General features: G+C 61.4%; 21 protein-coding genes and 1 pseudogene. 14 read left to right on the forward strand and 8 right to left on the reverse strand.

The genetic code is table 11. The annotated features are described in order from the left end of the window. Nucleotides 1–596: 596 nt before the first annotated feature. The 3 genes from H7850_RS14655 to H7850_RS18340 form a co-directional block, all read right to left on the reverse strand. Nucleotides 597–836, reverse strand: a complete 240-nt coding sequence (locus tag H7850_RS14655; RefSeq protein WP_072825612.1) for a hypothetical protein — start codon at nucleotides 834–836, stop codon at nucleotides 597–599. Nucleotides 837–1,440: 604 nt separating this feature from the next. Continuing rightward, nucleotides 1,441–2,415 (reverse strand): helix-hairpin-helix domain-containing protein, encoded by a 975-nt coding sequence (locus H7850_RS14660; RefSeq protein WP_227370330.1) that lies wholly within the window; start codon nucleotides 2,413–2,415, stop codon nucleotides 1,441–1,443. A 364-nt stretch (nucleotides 2,416–2,779) separates the two neighbouring features. Continuing rightward, nucleotides 2,780–3,064, reverse strand: a complete 285-nt coding sequence (locus H7850_RS18340) for a transposase (RefSeq protein WP_084671837.1) — start codon at nucleotides 3,062–3,064, stop codon at nucleotides 2,780–2,782. 904 nt (nucleotides 3,065–3,968) lie between these two features. Between H7850_RS18340 and H7850_RS14670 the strand changes: the two genes are divergently transcribed. After that, nucleotides 3,969–4,715, forward strand: coding sequence for a TVP38/TMEM64 family protein (locus H7850_RS14670; RefSeq protein ID WP_052703828.1), 747 nt, complete (start codon nucleotides 3,969–3,971; stop codon nucleotides 4,713–4,715). A gap of 175 nt (nucleotides 4,716–4,890) precedes the next feature. Here the strand turns inward: H7850_RS14670 and H7850_RS14675 are convergent, their stop codons facing one another. After that, nucleotides 4,891–5,640 (reverse strand): IS5 family transposase, encoded by a 750-nt coding sequence (locus tag H7850_RS14675; protein ID WP_084671835.1) that lies wholly within the window; start codon nucleotides 5,638–5,640, stop codon nucleotides 4,891–4,893. Between the two features lie 417 nt (nucleotides 5,641–6,057). Between H7850_RS14675 and H7850_RS14680 the strand changes: the two genes are divergently transcribed. From H7850_RS14680 to H7850_RS14690, 3 genes are all read left to right on the forward strand, one after another. Beyond that, nucleotides 6,058–6,396, forward strand: a complete 339-nt coding sequence (locus H7850_RS14680) for a hypothetical protein (RefSeq protein ID WP_035557675.1) — start codon at nucleotides 6,058–6,060, stop codon at nucleotides 6,394–6,396. A 211-nt stretch (nucleotides 6,397–6,607) separates the two neighbouring features. Beyond that, complete coding sequence (locus tag H7850_RS14685; RefSeq protein ID WP_035557678.1) at nucleotides 6,608–7,687, forward strand: YncE family protein; 1,080 nt, start codon at nucleotides 6,608–6,610, stop codon at nucleotides 7,685–7,687. Nucleotides 7,688–7,792: 105 nt separating this feature from the next. Beyond that, complete coding sequence (locus H7850_RS14690; RefSeq protein WP_035557681.1) at nucleotides 7,793–8,515, forward strand: cytochrome c biogenesis CcdA family protein; 723 nt, start codon at nucleotides 7,793–7,795, stop codon at nucleotides 8,513–8,515. Nucleotides 8,516–8,649: 134 nt separating this feature from the next. Here the strand turns inward: H7850_RS14690 and H7850_RS14695 are convergent, their stop codons facing one another. From H7850_RS14695 to H7850_RS14710, 4 genes and pseudogenes are all read right to left on the reverse strand, one after another. Beyond that, the gene (locus tag H7850_RS14695; RefSeq protein WP_035557684.1) at nucleotides 8,650–9,267 is read right to left on the reverse strand and encodes a TPM domain-containing protein; all 618 of its coding nucleotides are present in this window, start codon (nucleotides 9,265–9,267) and stop codon (nucleotides 8,650–8,652) included. Nucleotides 9,268–9,329: 62 nt separating this feature from the next. Beyond that, entirely contained in the window at nucleotides 9,330–10,109 is a 780-nt protein-coding gene (locus tag H7850_RS14700; protein ID WP_035557687.1) for a TPM domain-containing protein, read from the reverse strand. Continuing rightward, complete coding sequence (locus H7850_RS14705; protein ID WP_035557690.1) at nucleotides 10,106–10,726, reverse strand: LemA family protein; 621 nt, start codon at nucleotides 10,724–10,726, stop codon at nucleotides 10,106–10,108. The genes H7850_RS14700 and H7850_RS14705 overlap by 4 nt, the downstream gene beginning before the upstream one ends. 74 nt (nucleotides 10,727–10,800) lie before the next feature. Next, nucleotides 10,801–10,899 (reverse strand): annotated as a pseudogene (locus H7850_RS14710) (prolipoprotein diacylglyceryl transferase family protein); the annotation flags it as partial. 100 nt (nucleotides 10,900–10,999) lie between these two features. Between H7850_RS14710 and H7850_RS14715 the strand changes: the two are divergent. The 10 genes from H7850_RS14715 (at nucleotide 11,000) to H7850_RS14760 (ending at nucleotide 20,215) form a co-directional block, all read left to right on the forward strand. Continuing rightward, nucleotides 11,000–11,422 (forward strand): hypothetical protein, encoded by a 423-nt coding sequence (locus H7850_RS14715; RefSeq protein ID WP_072825610.1) that lies wholly within the window; start codon nucleotides 11,000–11,002, stop codon nucleotides 11,420–11,422. Nucleotides 11,423–11,796: 374 nt separating this feature from the next. Beyond that, nucleotides 11,797–12,150, forward strand: coding sequence for a YHS domain-containing protein (locus H7850_RS14720; protein ID WP_035557701.1), 354 nt, complete (start codon nucleotides 11,797–11,799; stop codon nucleotides 12,148–12,150). Then, a complete protein-coding gene (locus tag H7850_RS14725) occupies nucleotides 12,143–12,481 on the forward strand; it encodes a DUF5676 family membrane protein (protein WP_035557704.1) in 339 nt (112 codons plus the stop codon). Before H7850_RS14720 ends, H7850_RS14725 begins: the two co-directional genes overlap by 8 nt. 3 nt (nucleotides 12,482–12,484) lie before the next feature. After that, a complete protein-coding gene (locus H7850_RS14730; RefSeq protein WP_035557707.1) occupies nucleotides 12,485–13,156 on the forward strand; it encodes a methyltransferase family protein in 672 nt (223 codons plus the stop codon). A 177-nt stretch (nucleotides 13,157–13,333) separates the two neighbouring features. Next, the gene (locus H7850_RS14735) at nucleotides 13,334–13,588 is read left to right on the forward strand and encodes an SHOCT domain-containing protein (RefSeq protein WP_082072699.1); all 255 of its coding nucleotides are present in this window, start codon (nucleotides 13,334–13,336) and stop codon (nucleotides 13,586–13,588) included. Nucleotides 13,589–13,688: 100 nt separating this feature from the next. After that, nucleotides 13,689–16,097, forward strand: a complete 2,409-nt coding sequence (locus H7850_RS14740) for a copper-transporting P-type ATPase (RefSeq protein WP_175547012.1) — start codon at nucleotides 13,689–13,691, stop codon at nucleotides 16,095–16,097. 80 nt (nucleotides 16,098–16,177) lie between these two features. Further along, a complete protein-coding gene (gene nhaA / locus H7850_RS14745; RefSeq protein ID WP_072825608.1) occupies nucleotides 16,178–17,431 on the forward strand; it encodes a Na+/H+ antiporter NhaA in 1,254 nt (417 codons plus the stop codon). Next, complete coding sequence (petA, locus tag H7850_RS14750) at nucleotides 17,428–18,009, forward strand: ubiquinol-cytochrome c reductase iron-sulfur subunit (RefSeq protein WP_072825606.1); 582 nt, start codon at nucleotides 17,428–17,430, stop codon at nucleotides 18,007–18,009. The genes nhaA and petA overlap by 4 nt, the downstream gene beginning before the upstream one ends. Before the next feature lie 19 nt (nucleotides 18,010–18,028). Next, entirely contained in the window at nucleotides 18,029–19,840 is a 1,812-nt protein-coding gene (locus H7850_RS14755) for a DUF3141 domain-containing protein (protein WP_227370331.1), read from the forward strand. A 39-nt stretch (nucleotides 19,841–19,879) separates the two neighbouring features. Beyond that, complete coding sequence (locus tag H7850_RS14760; RefSeq protein ID WP_035557720.1) at nucleotides 19,880–20,215, forward strand: hypothetical protein; 336 nt, start codon at nucleotides 19,880–19,882, stop codon at nucleotides 20,213–20,215. The last annotated feature ends 44 nt before the right edge of the window (nucleotides 20,216–20,259 follow it).

Below are 20,259 nucleotides of genomic sequence, written 5' to 3' on the forward strand. Positions count from 1 at the left end.
TTAAAAACAATTGACTTAAACGGCACAAACACATTCGAACGGCACGGTAACCCCGCTTATATGTAACTGATTCATACGCATTATCACGGCTGCTTGTGAGGAACAGCCACACTTAACCAGGGCTTAACCAGACCTAGCATTGCAGGGTTCTTAAGCACATAGGTGATTTCCCTGTCCACTGCATCGGCAGCGCCTTGATTTTCTAGCTGGTCCAGCAAGGCCTCTTCACCTCGGCCCCGCGCAGCGAGTTAAGCTAGGAGGGCCAGCTTAATTCTCGGTGGGCCCTAATAACCCGCTATGTCCTCTTGCCGTTCTACTGATTGCATCGCCTTCATTAGCTTATAAGCTGGTCCATTACCGTCATAAACGATCCGCTTAATCACTTCAAAATCGATAGCAAGACATGTTTTCCTGAAGTTTCTATACGTTCGAAGGCTTTAAGACCATCAGTTCAATATGGATATTCCGCCCAGTATTCTTTTTCTGGCAAGCCCTACGCCCCTATACGTCTATTATCATTGTTCTACTATGTATGTGGTATAGGCGAGCGACTTTTCTATCATTGCCAAGCCCTAATGCTGCTCCATCAACAAACACTACGTAACCTGGCCACCTTTCTTAGCTGTTTTCCTCTCGACGTCTTCTGCCGCTTCGATCCGCGCCCGACGATCGACACTCAAAACAATCAAGGCCATCCCCATACCGATGATAACAACTGCTTTCCAGACTTCGCCGTAACCGCTAATAAGTAGGAAAACCGCCACGGGAATCGCTATCACGCCGAAATCCGTAGCCGATTTCCACAGATGTTTTCTAAGGTAGTGATTTTTATTCATTGAAACTCTCTTCCAAGGGTAAGTGACTGCAATTGCTCCCTTGTTCGGGAGGCAGCATCCCCGACTCAGCTTGGTCTTATAGCTTTTAGCTTTTAGCGTTTCGCATAGCGCCGCTTGCGAGGGGCTTCCGGTAGCTTGATTCACTCAAGCGAGATGCCGACCTATTTCAAGTCGATACCTAGTGTCCTGGAATTCGAGCCTCAGCGGAGGGTGTTTTCAGCGGACATATACATTTTTCCTTCCGTACTGCTTTAGATAAACCCTGCCTGACTAGAGGCAGGGTTAGCTGTGTGACGCATACCGCAGACGATCCTTGATAGGAACGAGTAAAAAGGCATCACACACTAAACAGTATCGGTAGGTAGCGTTGTAAACTTGAGCAAAGCTAGATTTTTCGTACGCAACCTGGCGGCTATCTCTTCGAAAAGCGCTACATCACGTTCGATATTGCCGCGCGACTTCAGATTGGCAATCAGCTTTCAGAATCAGTCCGTCAGGTCTGCAGGCTAATGCTGACCGAAGCGTCAATAGCCCTGACAGAGGATCAGCGCTCCTACATGGGATATCATCGGGAGCACCTGTTTCGCAGGTAACCCGTAGCGAGCTATCCCTGACACACCAGTCCGCTTTGCCGGATTTCCTCAACGCGCGCCGAGCCAATGCCATTGATGCGAGTAAGATCATCGACGCTGGCCCAGGGCCGACCGCCGATGATGTCCTGCGCACGTGCCGGACCGACGTTAGGGAGCCGATCGAGCTCGCTTGGCAGCGCCCTATTGAGATCGATGCAGTGATAGCCACGACCATCAGACAAACCGCGTGCGGTCACTGAGTCGTTTATCTCGGTGAACGCGGGACTCGCATTGCCCGTGGTCAAATAAATCGGCGCATGGTCCGAGACGGAGGCTCGCGCAGTCTGATGGTCAATCCCTAACATCTGCGGGAAATGAACAATACCAGCCTCGGTCACGTCGAGTGAGTTCGCATCAATCCAGAAGTTGTCATAGAGGCTGGCATATCGACCATCGCGTTCACTGAGCGTCGTGGCGCCGGTGGTAATCGCTGGCTGGGCGCCGGCATCGCGCAGCGGCTGCCAGGCGAGATCGCTAGGAGGCAGATTGAAGTCGCCGACGATCAGCCGAGCGCTGCCGGGATAGACCTCATACATCCACTCCCAGATGCTGGCCAGTTCTTGTATTTCTGGCGTGCGGTCGGTGCGGCTATCGCCGTAGACGATATGCACTACTGCCATGGCGACCGTCTCCCCACTGTCCTTATCGCGAAATTCCGCCAGGTAAGGCTCCCGCGCGAAAAGGTCGCCCGGATCGAGATAGACCACGGCGCCCTGGGTGTAATCGACCGCGCTGTCGCGCCACAGGAACGCATAGCTTTCTTGATAAGTGTTACGCCCCACCGCGTGTGATGCCATGGAGCTCCACGATTCTCCGGTCTGCTGCTCCAGTTGCCGCTCAAGCGTTTGGACCGCGCCTGTGTCCATCACTTCTTGAAGGGCCCAAAGATCCGCTCCCTGCATGATCCCGGCGACCGTGGCAAGGTGCTTGCCGTTGTTCCAGCCCAAGTGCTTGAGGTTTTTTGCCGGAGCGCCCCAACCAGGCCTCCTGTCTGTCATTTAGAACGAAGCCACTTGGTATCAGTTAGACAGGTGCACCTACTACCTACGTCCCGCACCACGTTCCATCAACTCTCGCCTTCGTAAGCTGCTGGGACGCAGAAGGTGGAGGGAATACTGCAATCGCAATTGGTAATGTTTTGCAACATCCAGATTCAGCTGTACCGCCTAACTTCTGAGTAGCTCAGGGTTCGCTATTGGTGAGAGTATGAAACCAAGAAAAACCAGCCGACACTGTCAGCTGGCTCTTGTTGCATGAACTATCGGCTGATGCCGTAGCTCAGTCTTGAAGATATAAAGTACCTAACCAGGCTTATTGGCGAATACCTTCAAGCACAACATATAACTCGACTTCATGCATGACTTCGGGGAATTGGCTCATATCGATACCGTAATCAGCCAGCTCCAATGTGGTGCTCCCCTCGAAGCCTTGGGGCAGCATCTCCCAGGGAATGCCCGAGCGCAGCACAAACAGGATGCCCGTCAAGGCTGCGCGATTGGAGATGGGAGGCCGGCCACCGCGTGGCCTGGGCGTCGGTGGTGGCAGCAGTGGCTCGACAATGGACCAGAGTTCGTCGGATACGATTTTCTTAGCCATACCGAAAATCTAGGAATGACTGAAGGGGTTTTCAAGGTTTTGAAAGGCACTCTTAGTCATTCGCATCTCTTTCACTCCTTTCACGCAATTAACCAATATCAATACTGAACAAAAGTCAAAATATTCCCACAATCTACCGCCATGAATCAAGCATAAAGACGTCCCACTTTCCCCCTTTACCCTTCTTCAGAAAATGGCTGTGCTTCCACACCCTTTAGGCCAACAACAATCAACCCCCCAATGTTCAGCGCCATTTCAGCTTGGCTGCGCAGACTGACAGCTGACAAGGGTCAAGAAAAGAATCCTTAACCACTTCCTCACTTTACCCTTGAGCAACCCATAGGTTGTATCCTGATAACAAGCTCGCATTCGCAACGTGGCGATAGGTTGACGGCAGACGGCAAAGGACAGCGACGATGAACAGGCTGGTGCTGTTCATGCCACAGGCAGGAATCACCTGAAGCCCCCTCTTCTGAGCTGCACAGGCTATAGTGCCTGGGCTCATAGAATCACCGCAGCACCGTTGACTACACGGTAGAGGCAGGAGAGCCAGACGACTACCGAGGGGCCGCACTGGATTCCACCCACCGAAGACGTGGATCCCGTGTGTGGCAAAACCGTCAGTACCGAACAGGCCAAGCCGAGTGTTCACGATGGCCATGACTACTTTTTCTGCTCCCGTGACTGCCATTGAGGACGAGCAGGACAAAACATGCGCCGCTGTGGGTGCTCGGCGTGAAGGTGCCACTGGCGATTGCCACCGCCCTGGGGCTTCGTCCACTGAAGCAGGCACAGCATGAGGAAAGCGCTCGGGCTTTGATGGCATCTGCCAGCCGGCTGTCATTCATCCCCAAGGAGGCCGAGTGGGTGCAACGACAAGCGTGGGAGATCGGGATTGGAAAACATGGCCAGGCAGAAGAAGCCGGAAGACGGCGCCCCTTCCCGCTTATCCCAAGCCTCGAGGCGGCGCATCCTGTGTGGCGTTGGGCTGCTTGCCGCCTTCCTTGCCACCACCCTGCTGCTGTGGCGCACCGGGACGCTGGAAACCCTGCTGACCGGCGACACCCTCGAGCAGGCAGTGATACGGCTTGGCCCGTTGGGGCCGGTCCTGGTCATCGGCCTGATGACCCTGGCCATCGTCATGAGCCCGATTCCCAGCGCCCCGATAGCGCTTGCCGCCGGCGCGGCCTATGGCCATGCCTGGGGGACGCTCTATGTCGCCATCGGCTCCGGCACGGGGGCGCTGATCGCCTTCTCCATTGCCCGCCTGCTGGGATATGACGCCCTGAGGACCTGGTTGGGCGTGCGCCCTACTCCAAACCTGCTACACCGTTTCATCGGCTCGCAGAATGCCCTGATGGTCGCGGTTTTCGCGACCCGGCTGATGCCGTTCCTGTCCTTCGACGTCCTCAGCTACGCGGCCGGCCTCACCCCCCTCAAGGCCTGGCGCTTTGCCGTCGCGACGCTGCTCGGGATCATTCCGGCGAGCTTCCTGCTGGCGCATTTCGGTGACGAGCTCGCCTCCAGCGATCTGCGCCGCGCGGGCCTCACGGTGCTCGCGCTCGGCACCATCACCCTGCTCCCCCTGGCCTGGAAGGCGGCTCCGGCGCGCTATCGCGCGACCGTAAGGCGCTGGCTGCATCTCGGGTAGCCGAGTCTCAGCCCCGCCAAGCGCCCTGCTTGAAGCGTCAATGATGGGGTTCTGGCATGGGGTACGGGGACGCCTAACCCGGCATGCCTAGCCGACATCCCAATGACATGACGCCCCAACAGGCTCCGCCCATTCAGGGTTGGTTCAGCTTTGCCATCTAGGGGCTGTTGACGTTTCACATCGGTAGCCAGAGAAACCCACACGCCATGGCCACCATGCTCTCGTAATTTCGCTTTAGCTTGTCATAGCGGAACGCCACTGCGCGGTAGTGCTTTAACCGCGCAAAGGCATTCTCGACCAGATGCCGATAGCGATACAGTCCTTTATCCAGATCGGCATTGCCCCTGAGCGAGTTACGTTTTCTCGGAATCACCGGATGGGCCCCCTGGCCCTTGATCTGCTCACGAATGCGTTCACTGTCATAGCCCTTGTCAGCCACAATCGCCTCGCCACAGGGCAGTTGGGCTATCAAGCCGGGGGCTTCGGTACTGTCGTTGATGTTGCCTCCCGTAAGTCTGAAAGCGACAGGTAATCCATAAGCATCAACAGCTAAGTGAATCTTGCTCGTGTGGCCAGCACGGCTCTTGCCGATGGCCTCAGACTGACTGCTGGCAGCGCCGGCACTGTGCTGGTGAGCCTTGACGTAAGTCCCATCGATGAACATCCACTCGAAATCAGGCTCTTCGATCAGCGCATCAAATACCCTGAGCAGCTTGCCTGCCGCCGACCAGGCATTGAAGCGTTTATAGACCGAATTCCAGTACCCAAAGGCGCAGGGCAGGTCCCGCCATGGGCAGCCTACGCGCATCCGGTAAAGAATTCCCTCCACCGTCATTCGCAGATCAGGCTTGCGGTAGATGGCCTGTTGAACCAGAATTTTCTCCAGCTTCGACCAGAGCTCGTCACTGAGCATCAATCGGGGCATTGCAGACTCGCAGAGTGTCGGTGTGGAAACCTCAATTCTGCGGGACTGCTCTTATTCAGCAATGCCGTTCTCGTGAAACGTCAACAGACCCTAGGCTAGGGGTGAGCCTCACAAAACCGGAAATTGCATGACATCGATCAAGGTTCGGAGCTATCCGCAACCCTGGTGCTCCCCACTCGCTTGACCTTTGCGTTACCCAAGGGCTTTAGGCTTCGAGCAAATCGGCGGCTTCCCAGCGTCCAGGTATCGCCAGAGGCCTAGGGCCGGCGACGGCATCAAGGATGCCCTGGGCCGAAGGGGGAGTAGATCAGTATCGTCATTGCGATCAGCTCGGTGTCGGTGGCGGGCAATGCTCCGCACTTCCACCAGATGTGGATCTACCCGTGCATGACGAAATGGCAGAAGGGAGAGTTTCGTATGTCAAAGAACGAACACCGCCTCGGCGTCTCCGAGGTCAATCTAGTGACTCGCAAGCTGAAGCTCGAGCCCTGCGATCAGGATGAGTTACGCGTCGCCATGGACGAGATCGATGGGCTATACGGGCTCGAGCGAGTCACCTATGACACCGAGAAGCACAAGCTCAGTATGGCCTATGATGCGACGCGGCTGTGCATCGACCATATCGAGGCGATCCTCGCCTGGCACGCCATCGAGATCAGCCATGGCTGGTGGACGCGCTTCAAGGAAGACCACTACCGGTTCGTCGACCAGAACATCAAGGACAATGCCAGCAAGGAGCCATGGAGTTGCCATTGACTGCTCTCTTCATCGCCGCCGCAGCCATGTCGTTCGGCTCGGTATCGGTGATACGACACTCCCTGCGCTCGAGCCAAATGAGGATCTGACCACGAGGTCTGTCGATGGCTATTGATCGATGTCGATCTCATCGACGTTTTCCATAGCCCCGACCGTCTGCTGACGGTCGCCCACGCCCCACAGGGGCCTCAATACTTAGGACATGTCTCTCATGAAGAACTCTCTGCACAGTTCTTGGCTGGCTAGTCTCATGGCCGGCATCGCCCTCGCAGCCTCAACGACCGCCCTGGCGGCGAGCGACCGGGCCTTCGTGCCGATGGGGACGGCAGATGCCGTGGGTATCATCGACCTGGAGCGTCAGGAGGTGATATCGACCGTGACCGATACGATCAATACGCACGGCTCCGCCCTCACTCCTGACGGACGACACCTCATCGTGGGGAGCCTTTCCCCGCAGGATGCCGGTCGCGAGATCGTTCGTCCCGAGGGGGTGACGGAAGACGAGCACGCGGCCCATCATGGCGATGGCGCAACGACCTCCCCGGAGGAAGCGAGTACCGGCCTGCTCTACGTCGTCGACACGGCCACGAGCCGCATCGTCAGAACCCTGGAAGTGCCAGGGGCCGTGCATCATGTGCTGGTCACGCGAGACGGGCGTCATGCCGTCTCGACCCACCCCACGGGCGGAGGCATCAGCATGGTGTCGCTGGATAGCGGCCAGGTCATCGCCTCCCTGGCCACGGGGCCGAATCCGAACTACCTGGTTCAGCACGAGGAGGGGGGTAGCATACTGGTCAGCAACGCCGGTAACGGCACCATCAGCGAGGTGGATCCTCAGCACTGGTTCGTGCGGCGCAACATGCGCGTCGGCGGGAACCCGGAACACATGGTGCTCTCGAAGGACGGTAAATCCCTCTACGTCAACGATCATGCCGGGGGCCGCGTCCTGGCGGTGGATCTGACGACAGGCAGTGTGGCGGAGGATTATGAGATCGGCACGGCGCCTCACGGCATCGACCTGAGTCCGGATGGCCAGACGCTCTATGCGACGAGTCAGGGCGACAACCGCCTCGTCAGGATCTCCCTCGAGGAGGGCACACGGCATGCCGCCGAGCTGGCACCGGCCCCCTACCATCTCGCCGTTTCGCCCACCGATGGGCGGGTGCTGGTCACCAGCCGCGACGAACCCCACCTGTGGATCATCGCCCCGGACACCCTCGAGGTGTTGCAGACCGTGGAGCTGGGGGGCATCGGTCACCAGATATCTCTCGGGGCATCGCCTTCCAGGTGAACCAATGAGTTGGTGACCGCGAAGTCTGCTTCCGCACCTAGGCCGGCGACCCTGACGATCGCCGGCCGATAGCCATTCCCTTCATTTCACCCAGGTAGAAGCTCTGTGGAAACGCTCTCCTCCATCGGCCTGATCGGCGCCCTCTTCGGCGGGCTGCTGTCGTTCTTCTCGCCCTGCACCCTGCCCTTGCTGCCCGCCTATCTGTCGGTGGTCACCGGCGGCAGTGCCGGCAAGGCGGATCGGCGCTTCGAGGCGTTGCTGCTCAGCACCTTCTTCGTCTTCGGCTTCAGCGTGGTCTTCATCCTGATGGGCCTGGGGGTCACCAGCATCGGCCAGCTGCTGCGTGGTTATCGCCAGGAGCTCAACTGGATCACCGGCAGCATCGTCATCGTGCTCGGCCTATTCATGACGGGCGTGTTCCGGCTGCCCGTCCTGCAGCGCAGCTTTCAGTGGTCGCCCGAGCTGAGAGGGGGCTCTCCCATGGCGGCGACCTTCTTCGGCATCTCCTTCGCCATCGGCTGGACGCCCTGCATCGGCCCGATCCTGGGGGCGATCCTGATGGCCACCTCGACCACCGCCAATGCCCAGGCCGGCATGCTCTACCTGGCGACCTACTCCCTGGGCCTGGCCCTGCCCTTCCTGGCCAGCACCCTGCTGCTCAACAGGTTCAGCCACTACCGGGGCCGCCTCGGTAAGTGGAGTGCCTATGCCCGACCAGTCGCCGGAGTGATCCTTATCCTCATGGGGTTGCTGATCGTCTCCGGGACGCTCACCCGGCTCTCCAGCATCCTGGTGGACTGGTTTCCGGCCCTGGCCACAATCGGCTGAGGGCGTTGATCGACATCCAACCGTCGAGTCTCCTGCGACTTCTCAACGTATCGCCCCACGTGTTCCGTGTCAGACGGCGGCACCTCTGCCGGGGAGAAGCACTCGTCATGCCCCGGTGCATGGGCAGATGAGGGTCAATCCAGCACGATCAGATGATTGGGCAGTTCGTTGCGCTCGTGGGTGGCTGGTACCTGCTCCTTGAGATGTTCGCCGCATGCCTCGATGCACGCCAGGAAACCCCGCAGGGTCTCACCTGCCTTCACCTGCTGGGTGAACGCCGCCACGATGGATTGCCAGGTCTCGTCGCTGATACGTGCCGAGATGCCCCGGTCAACCAGGATTTCCACATACCGCTCGGCTTCGGAGACGAAAATCAGCATCCCCGTTCCCCCCTCGGTGTGGTGCAGCTCCTGTTCCAGGAACTGCCGCCGGGCGAGGTTGGCCGCCCGCCAATGACGAACCGATCGCGGGATCAGCCGGGTGGTGATGGCGGGGATGCGAAACACCAGTCCCAGCACGATGAAGGTCGCCCACTGCACCAGCGTCAGCTCGTAGGCCGTCAACCAGCCGGGAAAGTAATTGACCGCACCCGGTACCACCAGGGCCAGCAGGCCGGCCCAGAGCAGCGGGATATAGGCATAGTTGTCCGCTCGCGGAGCCAGCACGGTGACCAGCTCGGCATCGGTGTCGCGTTCGACCCGATGAATCGCCTCGGCTACCTGGCGTTGCTCGTTTTCACTCAGTAAGGCCATGGGGGTTGTGATCTCCGAATCCTGATTGTCATGTCGGTGTCGCCACCGGCGGGAAGGCTGGCTTACCAGCCGCCGGAAGCGCCGCCGCCACCGAAGCCGCCGCCGCCACCGCCGAAGCCGCCGCCTCCGCCGAAACCACCCCCGCCGCCGCCGCGCGACCTGCCGCCGAGCGCACCGCCCAGCAACATGCCGGCCAGCAGGCCGCCGCGACCGCCCCGTACCAGCGTCATGACGATGACGAACATCACGAAGAAGAGAATCGATGCCGGTCCTTCAGGTCCCTGTTCCCGAGCCGGGGCGCTGGCGGTGGCACTGGTGTCCATGGGCTCGCCACCCAGCACCTGGATCATCGCCTCCACGCCCTCGGTGATGCCGCGGGCGTAGTCGCCCTCACGGAAGGCCGGCGTCAGGGTCTGGTTGATGATCACCGAGGACTGGGCGTCGGTCAGTCGACCCTCGAGGCCATAGCCGACCTCGATGCGCACCTTGCGCTCCTTCGGCGCGACGATCAGCAGGGCGCCGTTGTCCTCCTCTTGCTGGCCGATGCCCCAGTGGCGCCCCAGCTGATAGCCATACTCCTCGATGGTGACGCCCTGCAGGTCCGGCAGGGTGGCCACCACCAGTTGCTCGGTGGTGGCTTCTTCGTGGGCCGCGAGCCTCTCGCTCAGGCGTGATTCGGTGGCCGGATCCAGCAGCCCGGCCTGGTCCACCACACGACCGGTCAATTCGGGAAAGTCGAGTTCCTGTTCCTCAAGCTCCTGGGCCTGGAGGCCTTGTGCCTGAAGGCCGAGGCCCCCCGACAGCAGCAGCGCCAATAGCGGGATGCGCAGAAGATCGCTCATTCAAACTCCACCTGGGGGGCCTGGTCCGCGTTCTCGGTCGTGGCTTCGAAGGTCTCGCGCAGCGGCATGTCGCTGTAGAGGATGCTGTGCCACAACCGCCCGGGGAAGGTGCGGATCTCGGTGTTGTAGCGCTCGACCGCGGTGATGAAGTCGCGCCGCGCCACGGCGATGCGGTTTTCCGTACCCTCCAGCTGGGACTGCAGGGCCAGGAAGTTCTGATTCGACTTCAGGTCGGGATAGCGCTCGGACACCGCCATCAAGCGGCTCAGTGCCCCGGTGAGTTGCTGCTGGGCCTGCTCGAACTGGCGCAGCTTTTCCGGGTCGTCGAGCGACTCGGCGTCGATCTGGATGGACGTGGCCTTGGCCCGCGCCTCCACCACGGCGGTCAGGGTCTCCTGCTCCTGGCGGGCAAAGCCCTCGACCGTCTCGACCAGGTTGGGCACCAGGTCCGCGCGTCGCTGGTACTGGTTCTCCACCTGCGCCCAGGCCGACTTCACCTGTTCGTCATAGGTGGGGATGTTGTTGACGCCGCAACCCGTCAACAGCATCGCCATGATCAGCACAAGGACAAACCGCCAGACGCGAGGGTCGGGAAGCGTGGTGTATCTCGTCAGCATGGGGTCAGTCATCCCTGTCATTGCGAATCGATGAGGTCCAAGGTACAGCTCAGCTTGATGCGAAGGAAGCGATGCCATGCCGCCACGAAGCCGACAACGTACATCAGGCCATACCAGTGAATCTGCACCGGCCCGATGGCGATGGCAACCGGATCGATCTGAGGATACTGCAACCGAGGTTTGCAGCGCCATCTGACTTGATCTGGATCAATCGACAGGATCCGGTTCTGGGCTATATGGTGGGGACATAACCTGCCACAGGAGCCCTGCAACATGGCCAGGCATGCCCTCTTTCCCAAGCATTCCACGCGGCCTGACGTCGCCTGGCCGCGCCTTGGGATGGGCATCCTGCTGGGCATGGTGCTGGTGCTTCTCTTCAGTGCCGCCACGGCGGCGCCTGTGCCTTCCTCGACCGCGTTTGGCCAGGTTGGCGTCGAGTTTCTCTCGGACACGCACTCGAGCGCCGAACGCATCGACACGGAACACCCTCGGCCGCGCTGCCACCATGGCGCTCGCCATGCCGGCAGTGCCCTGTTGCGCCTGGAACGCCAGGACCTCGAGTGCAAGCTTCTTCCCTTGAGCATGGCTGCCCCGACCATAGCGCCCCGGGTTGTCACCGCCAGCGGCACGCCACGTGCCCTTCCCGCCCCTTCTCCGGTTGCAGTCTACCTGTTGAGCCAACGCTTCAGAGTCTAAGTCATCCCCATTTCCCCAGCCCCACGACTCCAGACGGATACGCGGGGAGATAACTCGTGCCCGCCCTCGTATCGAACCAGGCGACTGCCGGAGTGGCCGCTGTGCGTGCAGAGACTCTTCCCACCAGACTTATCAGCATCTCGAGCTATAAACCACTGCCAGGCGTCGGGGTGCTTCGCTTTTCAGCGTCAATTCAGTTTCGTTGCGTATGCTTTGAGACACTCCGCGAAACCGAGAGGCGTAGGGCAGCGACTCCGGCCTTGACCATTGTGTCACACATAGGCTCTAGCCTTTCTCTGGACAGCTTCTCGGCATAACGAAGAAGGCGGCCGATATGACACGGGTCCCGATAATGAAATAGCAGGAGAGAGTCCATGAACGAGCTCGTATATTTCATGCTCTGGGCGGGAATCATCTTTCTGATGATGCGCTTCGGCTGCGGTGCTCACGTGATGGGTCATGGTCGTGGCAAGGCCAAGCATGGCGAGGGGGCATCAGAGAGGCAGGCGACCACCGAGAGCCTGCGCTGGATTCCGCCAGCCGAGGACGTCGATCCCGTCTGTGGCAAGACCGTCAGCACCGAAAAGGCCAAGTCGAGCGTCCACGAGGGCCATGTCTATTACTTCTGCTCACGTGACTGCCGAGAACGCTTCGAGGCCGCGCCCGAGCAATATCTCGCCGCTGAAGCCATGAGCCCGCCCGCCCAGCCGGAGAATGAACATGCCTGATGCCGATGTTCCGCCGACAGCCAAGCCGCATTACGGAACCCGCTTGCCGGTTCAAGCCGTGCCGCGGATCCCGGTGATCGCACTGGGTATGAGCCTGGGGCTGTTTCTGGCCGTGACCTTCATCCTGTGCGTCGGCTTCGGCCTGCTGTTTCCCGACCGGGCGATGTATGAGAGCTGGCTGCGCCTGCTGCCTGGCTTCACCTGGTTGAGTTGGCCAAGCTTCTTCCTGGGCCTGGCTGAAAGCTTCGGCTACGGCTGGTACGTGGCCCTGGTCTTCGGCCCGCTCTACAACTTCTTTGTCACACGCCTCAACCGGCGCAGCGGAGCGTAGGCCATGAACGAATCCCTCAACCATACCGGCGCCTGGGGCCTCGCGCTGATCGTCATCGTCTTGGTGTCCTGGTTCTTCTATCGCTATTTCGCACCGAAGAACTGGCGCGAATGGACCGGTGCCGGCGCGGTGCAGGCCTTTATCATCGCGCTTTACGCCGAGATGTATGGCTTTCCGCTCACTATCTATCTGTTGGTGCGTTTCTTCGGTCTGGATAGCGAGTATGTCAGCGCCAGCCTCTGGTCGACGCTGGTGGGGCTGGGAGAAACCGGCATGCTTGTCTCCATGCTGCTTGGCTACGGGCTCGCGTTTACCGGCATCGGGATCTTTATCCAGGGCTGGCGGCAAGTCTACAAGGCACGGCGCGAGAACCACCTGGTGACCGGCGGACTCTATTCCCTGGTACGGCATCCCCAATACACCGGCTTGTTCATCGCCTTGTTCGGCGAAGGTGTGGTGCATTGGCCGACACTATTCTCGATCGGCCTGTTTCCAGTGATCGTGCTTGCCTATACCTGGCTGGCCCACCGCGAGGAACGGCAGATGCTGGCCTGGTTCGGTGACGCCTATCGCGCCTACCAGCGGCGGGTGCCGATGTTCATTCCTCGCTGGGGACAGTGGCGGAAGCTAGCGGGTAGCTCACGCAATACTCACGATGAGCCGGGGGTTCACTGACATCCTGGATTCACACATCAACACACGCGGGCGGCGTTGATTTCATCCCACTGAAGATGCCGAACGTTGACCGGGATCAAGAGCCGCATGCTTTCACCTCATATTATCTTGACCCTTGGGTCTCCCACAGGTTTTAGCCTGATATCAGGATGATTCAACTTGAAAGGAGATCCGACCATGTGGGACGACATGACGGCGTATATGGGGAGTTACGGCTGGGGACATATGCTCTTCGGCGGGGTCATGATGGTGTTGTTCTGGGGCGCCGTCATTGCCTTGGCCGTTCTCCTGGTGCGTGGCCTGACCCGAGGCCGGGGCGAGCCATTTTCTCAACGGCGGCCAACGGCCCTGGACCTTCTTCAAGAACGCTACGCCCGGGGAGAAATCGACCGCGAGGAGTACGAGCAACGCAAGCGCGATCTTCTGCTTTGATCGCACCTCCTGATTATTGGATACGGCACTATTAGTTTCGACCCTATCGAGATAGGGCCACGAGGTTGAATCAAGACGCGGAAGCGACGGAGACGATTCCATGACGCAACACCAACACGACCATTGTCACGGGCATGCCTCGCACGAGGCACCGACACGAGGCAGCGGCGATACGGACCAACACGCCGCCGGCAGCCAGGGTGGCGCCCAATACACCTGCCCGATGCACCCGGAGGTCGTCTCCGACCAGCCGGGTGACTGCCCCAAGTGCGGCATGCACCTCGTGCCCGTGGGAAGCGACGACTCGCAGACGCATGACGGGCATGGTCATGGGGCCTCCGCGCCGGCCCACGGCGGCAAGTACGACAAGGTGCCGGCCGGGCATGCCGGTGCCATCTACACCTGCCCGATGCACCCCGAGGTGCGGCAAACCGACCCCGGTGCCTGCCCGCTGTGTGGCATGGGACTGGAGCTTGAATCGGCGGCCGTCGGCGATGAGGGGCCGAATCCCGAGCTGGTCGATTTTACCCGACGCTTCTGGGTCGCGGCCGTGCTCACGCTTCCGGTCCTGATTCTGACGATGAGCCCCTACCTGGGCCTCGGGGCCATTCGCGACTTCTTCGGTGAACGCAACGCGATGTGGATCGAGCTGGTGCTCAGCACGCCGGTGATCCTGTGGTCGGGCTGGCCGTTCTTCGTGCGCGGCTACAACTCCTTCCGCACCATGAACCTCAACATGTTCAGCCTGATCGGCATGGGGGTCGGCGCGGCCTATCTGTTCAGCATCGTGGCGGTGCTGGTGCCGGGCGTCTTCCCCGACGGCTTTCGCCGGGAAGACGGCTCCGTCGGAGTCTACTTCGAGGCCGCAGCGGTAATCGTAACCCTGGTCCTGCTAGGCCAGGTGATGGAGCTGCGCGCTCGCGAGGGCACCGGCAAGGCGATCCGGGCACTGCTCGACATGGCCGCCAAGACCGCGAGGGTGATCCGGCCCGACGGCAGCGAAGAGGAGATACCGCTGGAAGACGTGCAGGTCGGCGATCACCTGCGGGTGCGCCCCGGCGACAAGGTACCGGTGGACGGCATGGTGGTCGAGGGCCGCTCCTCGATCGACGAGTCGATGATCTCCGGCGAGCCGGTACCGGTGGAGAAGGTCCAAGGCGACCAGGTCACGGGGGCCACGATCAACGGCACCGGCAGCCTGGTCATGGAAGCCACCCGCGTCGGCGCCGACACCATGCTCAGCCAGATCGTCGAGATGGTGGCCGCTGCCCAGCGCTCGCGCGCACCGATTCAGAAATTCGCCGACAAGGTGGCGGGCAAGTTCGTGCCCGCGGTGATCGGCGTCGCCATTCTCTCCTTCATTAGCTGGGCGATCTGGGGTCCGGCGCCGGCGCTGTCCTATGCGCTGGTCTCGGCGGTGGCGGTGCTGATCATCGCCTGCCCCTGTGCGCTGGGCCTGGCCACGCCGATGTCGATCATGACGGCCACCGGGCGCGGCGCGCAGGCCGGCGTACTGATCAAGAATGCCGAGGCGCTGGAACGTTTCGCCAAGGTCGATACGCTGATGGTCGACAAGACCGGCACCCTGACCGAAGGCAAGCCGAAGCTGGTGGCGGTGCTGCCCGAGGAAGGGCATGACGAGGCCGAGGTGTTGCGCCTGGCGGCCAGCCTCGAGAAAGGCTCCGAGCACCCACTGGCCGAGGCCATCGTCGCCGGCGCCGAGGAGCGCGGCGTGTCCCTCGCCGATGCCACCGATTTCGAAGCCGTGACTGGCATGGGCGTCAAGGGGGTCGTGGACGGCAAGTCGGTGGCCCTCGGTAACGCCAAGCTGATGGCCGAACTGGGCCTCGATGGCGGCCGGATCTCCGAGACCGCGAACGCCCGCCGCGATGAAGGCGAAACGGTGATGTTCGTCGTGCTCGATGGCCAGATCGCCGGCCTGGTCAGCGTCGCCGACCCAGTGAAGGCAACCACGCCCGATGCCCTGAAGGCGCTGCACCGGCTGGGGTTTCGCATCATCATGGCCACCGGCGACAACGAGCGCACGGCGAAGGCGGTGGCAGGACGCCTGGGCATCGATGAAATCCGCGCCGATGTCATGCCCGAGGACAAGGCCCGCATCATCAAGGAACTGCAAGCCGAAGGCCGCAAGGTGGCAATGGCTGGCGACGGGGTCAACGACGCCCCGGCGCTGGCCCAGGCGGATGTCGGCATCGCCATGGGCACCGGCGCCGACGTGGCGATCGAAAGCGCGGGCTTCACCCTGGTCAAGGGCAATCTCGACGGCATCGTACGCGCCCGCAAGCTGTCGCTGGCCACCATGCGCAACATCAAGCAGAACCTGTTCTTCGCGCTGATCTATAACGGAGCCGGCGTACCCATCGCCGCCGGGATCCTCTATCCATTCCTCGGCATTCTGATCTCACCGATGTTCGCCGCCTTCGCGATGACCGCGTCGTCCCTGTCGGTGGTCTTGAATGCGCTGCGCCTACGCCGAGTGAGGATCTGATCATGGCCGACAACCAGCGCTGGCTAGACCGGCGGCCAAGCAAAGGGCGCATCTAGGAGCGAATGCCGGGAGGCTACAGCATGACGACGGCGGCACAGCAGGGATCGGAGGAACGGGCGGCGGGGCTGGTCACCGTCGGCGCCATGCTCCTGGCGCTGGTGCTCGCCAACACCCCGCTACGTGAGTTCTACCAATTCCTGCATCATACCCCCGTGTCGGTGCAGGTGGGCGCCTTGGGCATCGACAAGCCGCTGATCCTGTGGATCAACGACGGGCTGATGGTGTTCTTCTTCCTGCTGATGGGGGTCGAGCTCAAGCGCGAGATGCTCGGCGGCCTGTTGGGCTCGATCCAACAGGTGGCACTCCCCGGCATCGCCGCGATCGGCGGCATGCTACTGCCGGCACTGATCTATCTGCTGGTCAATGGCACCGAGGGTATCGCCGCCCACGGCTGGGCCGTGCCCACCGCCACCGATATCGTGCTGGCCCTGGCGGTACTGTCGCTGTTCGGTAAGCGCGTGCCCCCCGCATTGCGGGTGTTCCTGATGGCCCTGGCGGTGTTCGACGATCTCGGCGCCATCGTGATCATCGCGCTGTTCTATACCGAGCGCCTCGCCGGGGAGGCGCTACTCGTCGCCGGCATTGCCGTCGCTGGCCTCATGGTTCTCAATCGCTTGCGGGTCATGCGCGCCCTGCCCTACGTGCTGCTGGGGCTGGTGCTGTGGTTTGCGGTACTCAAGTCCGGGGTTCACGCGACCCTGGCCGGGGTCGTGATCGCTTTGGCCATTCCCGCCAAGACACGGGATGGCCACCGGGAAGGCTCCCCACTCAATCGCACCTACCATGACCTGAGGCGCTGGGTCACCTTCGGCATCGTGCCCGTGTTCGCCTTCTTCAACGCGGGGATCGTGGTGGGAGCAGGAGGCGAGGGCTTCGGCAACGTCTTCCTCGGGGTGGCCCTCGGTCTCTTGCTGGGCAAACAGTTGGGGGTGTTCACCTTCGCCTGGCTGGCGATCCGGCTGCGCCTCGCGCGGATGCCCGCCGGGGTTCGCTGGTGGCACTTATACGGAGTGGCCGTGCTAGCGGGTATCGGTTTCACCATGAGCCTGTTCATCGCCGGGTTGGCCTTCGACGACCCGGGGGCCCTGACCGCGGCCCGCCAGGGCGTGTTACTCGCCTCGGCCATCGCGGCACTCCTCGGCGGTGCGTTGCTGGCGGCAACGCTGCCCCGGCGGCACCGGGTCGAAACGACTACCGAACGGTCACTCCGCTCGGTGGCGTCGCCCAAGCCCCCAACGGAAGATAAGACTATTGATTCCAGGAGGCAGTCATGAAACGACGACGCTTTCTCGTCGGCGCGACGGTGGTGGTCGGCGCAGTCGGAGCGGCATTCACGGCGGTGCCCTTCATCGCCTCCTGGCAGCCCAGCGCGCGCGCCCGGGCCGCCGGCGCCCCCGTCGAGGTCGACATCGACAAGCTGGAGCCGGGGCAACAAGTGACCGTGGAATGGCGCGGCAAGCCCATCTGGGTGTTACGCCGCACCCCGACGATCCTCGAGCGTCTGGCGACGCTAACCGAATCCGGTCGGCTTCGCGATCCGCTCGCCAAGGTAGCAACCCAACAGCCGGGCTATATCAGCGGGCCGTTACGCGCGATCAAGGAGGAGTATCTGGTGGTCATCGGGATATGCACCCACCTCGGCTGCGTACCCTCATTCCGGCCGGAACCGGGCTCGGTCGGCGACGACTGGCCGGGCGGCTACTTCTGTCCCTGCCACGGCTCCAAGTTCGACTTCGCCGGCCGCGTATTCAAGGCGGTACCGGCGCCAACCAACCTGGAGATTCCACCCTACCGTTTCCTGTCCGAGTCCCGGGTCGAGATCGGTACCGACCCCGAGCCAACATCATCCTGACACCGAGAGGTAAACCACTATGAATACCAAGACATCGACAGCCAAGGCACCCACGGCGCGTAAAGCCCCGCGTAAGAGTCAATCGGCTCCTTCCCAGGAGGCGGCCGACCAGATGGCCGCGCCCGAACTCGAACACGCCACCATCCCGAGCAACCCGGCGACGGAGCTGCTCGCCTACCAGACCGACCTGTGGCGGCGTGGCGTGCGCTACCTGGATACCCTACGCGAGCGCGCCGACAACATGCTCGAGCATGAACGGATGGGCAAGCCGCCACTGCTCGACTTCGACTACGAGATAATCCTGGACGGCCGCCGACTGGAACGCCCCGCCAACTATGCCCTGTTGCGCATCACTCGGGTCGGCGAGGACTGTCTGGAAGACTGCCTCGACGAGACCAAACCACCGGTGATGGTCGTCGACCCGCGCGCCGGCCATGGCCCGGGCATCGGCGGTTTCAAACAAGACTCCGAAGTGGGCATGGCGCTGCACGAGGGGCACCCGGTCTACTTCGTGATCTTCTTCCCCGAGCCCATGCCCGGGCAGACGCTGGAGGATGTGCAGCACGTCCTGCGGCGCTTCGTCGAGACGCTGGCCGAGCGCCACCCCGGCCAGCCGCCGGTGCTCTACGGTAACTGCCAGGCGGGCTGGGCCATCGCGCTGCTCTCCGCCGACTGCGAGGGTCTGGTCGGGCCGGCGGTGCTGAACGGCTCGCCGCTCTCCTACTGGTCCGGCGAATCCGGCGTCAATCCCATGCGCCTCGCCGGCGGCCTGCTGGGCGGTGCCTGGCTGACGCACCTGATGGCCGACCTGGGAGACGGGCGCTTCGACGGTGCGAACCTCGCCACCAACTTCGAAGCCCTCAAGCCGGCGAATACCCTGTGGCAGAAGGACTATCAGCTGTTCGCCGACATCGACGGCCAGCGCGAACGCTTCCTCGAGTTCGAGCGCTGGTGGACGGGCTTCTATAGCCTGAGCAAGGAAGAGATCGTTGCCATCGTCGAGAACTTCTTCGTCGGCAACAAGCTGGAGCGTGGCGAGCTCGAGGTCTGCCCCGGCTGTAGCGTCGACCTCAAGCGCATCCGCAACCCCCTGGTGATCTTCGCCTCCGGCGGCGACAACATCACCCCGCCCCATCAGGCGCTCAACTGGATCCCCGCGGTCTATCCCGATACCGCGGCACTCAAGGCCGCCGACCAGCGCATCGTCTACCTGCTCAATCCCCACGTCGGGCATCTGGGCATCTTCGTCTCCTCCAAGGTGGCGCGCCTCGAGCACCGAGCGATCCTCGAGAGTGTAGGCGATCTCAACGATCTTGCCCCCGGGCTCTACGAGATGAAGATCGACAACCCCACCGGCGATCCCGATTGCCACAAGCCCCAGTTCCAGGTGCGGTTCGAGGAACGCCGGGTGGAGGACCTAGATTACCCCTCTCAGGCACCGGCGTTCGAGCAGGTGCGCGCACTTTCCGAGCACAATGTGGCCCTCTACGAGACCTTCGTCGGCCCCTGGGTGCGGCTGTACACGACCCCTTGGACGGCCGAGATGCTGCGTCAATTGCATCCTGCGCGGACCAGTCGGCTGATGTTCTCGGAACGCTTCGCTCCCTGGATGAAAGGCGTGAAGTGGCTGGCCGAGATGGCGGAGACCATGCCGACGCCGGTCGATAGCAGCAGCCCCTATCGGCAATGGGAGACGTTGATGAGCGATTCAATCGCCTCGACGCTGGAACTGGCCGGCACGACTCGCGATAGCGTTTTCGAGATGGCATTTGGAACGCTCTATGCCGGGCCCTGGGCAGGTATGGCATGGGTAAAGACAAGCAACGATTGAGAGAAAGATCTTCATTCACGAAAGGTCGGGAGGCCTACCATGCATCAGGAACATCGTCTTGGCGTCAGCGAAGCCAACCTAGTTACTCGGAAACTGAAGCTCGAGCCCTGCAGCCAACGAGAGCTCGAGATAGCGCTCCAGGAAATCGATCAGCTTTATGGACTCGACAGCGTGGCTTTCGATGAAAATAAGCGAATGCTTCGTCTGGCTTACGATGCATCGCGTATTTGTATCGAATGCGTCGAAGAGGTTCTGACAAGACATTCGATCGACATCAGCCACGGCTGGTGGAACCGCTTCAAGGAAGATCACTACCGGTTCGTCGACCAAAACATCAAGGACAATGCCGCCAAGGATCCCTGGAGTTGTCATTGATCCTTGTCTCGTCCAAGACAGAGCAATCGTTTATCAGGAGGTCA

Source organism: Halomonas sp. M20 (assembly GCF_020622265.1).
Taxonomy (GTDB): domain Bacteria; phylum Pseudomonadota; class Gammaproteobacteria; order Pseudomonadales; family Halomonadaceae; genus Modicisalibacter.

Bases quoted from the DNA above. Each gene is read 5' to 3' on its own strand.
- H7850_RS14715 (WP_072825610.1), top strand. From the start codon at position 11,000: ATGGCCAGGCATGCCCTCTTTCCCAAGCATTCCACGCGGCCTGACGTC.
- H7850_RS18340 (WP_084671837.1), bottom strand. From the start codon at position 3,064: ATGGCTAAGAAAATCGTATCCGACGAACTCTGGTCCATTGTCGAGCCA.
- H7850_RS14705 (WP_035557690.1), bottom strand. From the start codon at position 10,726: ATGCTGACGAGATACACCACGCTTCCCGACCCTCGCGTCTGGCGGTTT.
- H7850_RS14735 (WP_082072699.1), top strand. From the start codon at position 13,334: ATGTGGGACGACATGACGGCGTATATGGGGAGTTACGGCTGGGGACAT.
- H7850_RS14675 (WP_084671835.1), bottom strand. From the start codon at position 5,640: ATGCCCCGATTGATGCTCAGTGACGAGCTCTGGTCGAAGCTGGAGAAA.
- H7850_RS14725 (WP_035557704.1), top strand. From the start codon at position 12,143: ATGCCTGATGCCGATGTTCCGCCGACAGCCAAGCCGCATTACGGAACC.
- H7850_RS14755 (WP_227370331.1), top strand. From the start codon at position 18,029: ATGAATACCAAGACATCGACAGCCAAGGCACCCACGGCGCGTAAAGCC.
- H7850_RS14730 (WP_035557707.1), top strand. From the start codon at position 12,485: ATGAACGAATCCCTCAACCATACCGGCGCCTGGGGCCTCGCGCTGATC.
- H7850_RS14720 (WP_035557701.1), top strand. From the start codon at position 11,797: ATGAACGAGCTCGTATATTTCATGCTCTGGGCGGGAATCATCTTTCTG.
- nhaA (WP_072825608.1), top strand. From the start codon at position 16,178: ATGACGACGGCGGCACAGCAGGGATCGGAGGAACGGGCGGCGGGGCTG.
- H7850_RS14760 (WP_035557720.1), top strand. From the start codon at position 19,880: ATGCATCAGGAACATCGTCTTGGCGTCAGCGAAGCCAACCTAGTTACT.
- H7850_RS14670 (WP_052703828.1), top strand. From the start codon at position 3,969: ATGGCCAGGCAGAAGAAGCCGGAAGACGGCGCCCCTTCCCGCTTATCC.
- H7850_RS14740 (WP_175547012.1), top strand. From the start codon at position 13,689: ATGACGCAACACCAACACGACCATTGTCACGGGCATGCCTCGCACGAG.
- H7850_RS14680 (WP_035557675.1), top strand. From the start codon at position 6,058: ATGTCAAAGAACGAACACCGCCTCGGCGTCTCCGAGGTCAATCTAGTG.
- petA (WP_072825606.1), top strand. From the start codon at position 17,428: ATGAAACGACGACGCTTTCTCGTCGGCGCGACGGTGGTGGTCGGCGCA.
- H7850_RS14695 (WP_035557684.1), bottom strand. From the start codon at position 9,267: ATGGCCTTACTGAGTGAAAACGAGCAACGCCAGGTAGCCGAGGCGATT.
- H7850_RS14655 (WP_072825612.1), bottom strand. From the start codon at position 836: ATGAATAAAAATCACTACCTTAGAAAACATCTGTGGAAATCGGCTACG.
- H7850_RS14700 (WP_035557687.1), bottom strand. From the start codon at position 10,109: ATGAGCGATCTTCTGCGCATCCCGCTATTGGCGCTGCTGCTGTCGGGG.
- H7850_RS14685 (WP_035557678.1), top strand. From the start codon at position 6,608: ATGAAGAACTCTCTGCACAGTTCTTGGCTGGCTAGTCTCATGGCCGGC.